At 43.5% G+C, this 669-nt stretch carries 1 protein-coding gene; it reads right to left on the bottom strand.

The genetic code is table 11. The features are described from left to right. A partial coding sequence (locus tag LD39_RS14405; protein ID WP_035548484.1) for an arginine deiminase family protein occupies window positions 1-669 on the bottom strand: 669 nt, incomplete at both ends.

Genomic DNA, 669 nt, shown 5'->3' with positions numbered 1-669 from the left:
TTTTTCAGCTTAGGGTGATGAGAGAAGATTTTCTTATTTGCCTTCTTACTGACCAACAGGGTTTCTGGGTCTATGTTCAGAAAATTTATATCAGCAACGGTATGATTGATCTCAGAAGTCCATTCCACCTCAAACCCGTGACGGTTCAGAAATGCCTCCGTCATCTCGAAGCGCTCTTCTTTTTCACTTAAAATATGGACGGGGAAAAAACGCATATAGCTTTTAGCTAGAAATAGGTCCTTACCGACAACATTTCCGTTCATATCCAAATGCATCGTGTCTGGTCGTCGAGGGAGGTCAATTACACCGATTTCAGAGAATCCCGCCTCAAAAATTTTCCTTTTCATCATCTGGATGCTTTCCATGCTTGTTCGGATTCCTGTATTAATAAAGACCGCATCCTTGTTCAGGACCATGACATCCCCATACTCCAGTGCTTTGAGAGAATTGTTAGCTTGCAATGGAAAGACAGATGGATCAAACCATTTCTCAAATAAAAGGTGCGACAACACGTATTCGGGTCTTCTCATGGATGTACCTGCCTCACCTGGGAGGAGGGTATTTCCGAAGACGCAGGCGAGGTCCCTTACAAAAATTCGATTAATAAGCTGTTTGTGAAGTACGTTATCCTTGGCAGGCAGGTAGTCAGCATAATCGATCACCCGCACA

The organism is Halobacillus sp. BBL2006 (genome assembly GCF_000786645.1).
In the GTDB taxonomy this organism is placed as follows: domain Bacteria; phylum Bacillota; class Bacilli; order Bacillales; family Halobacillaceae; genus Halobacillus.
Note: the sequence above shows the minus strand (reverse complement) of the source record. Positions and strands in the feature narration are given on the sequence as shown.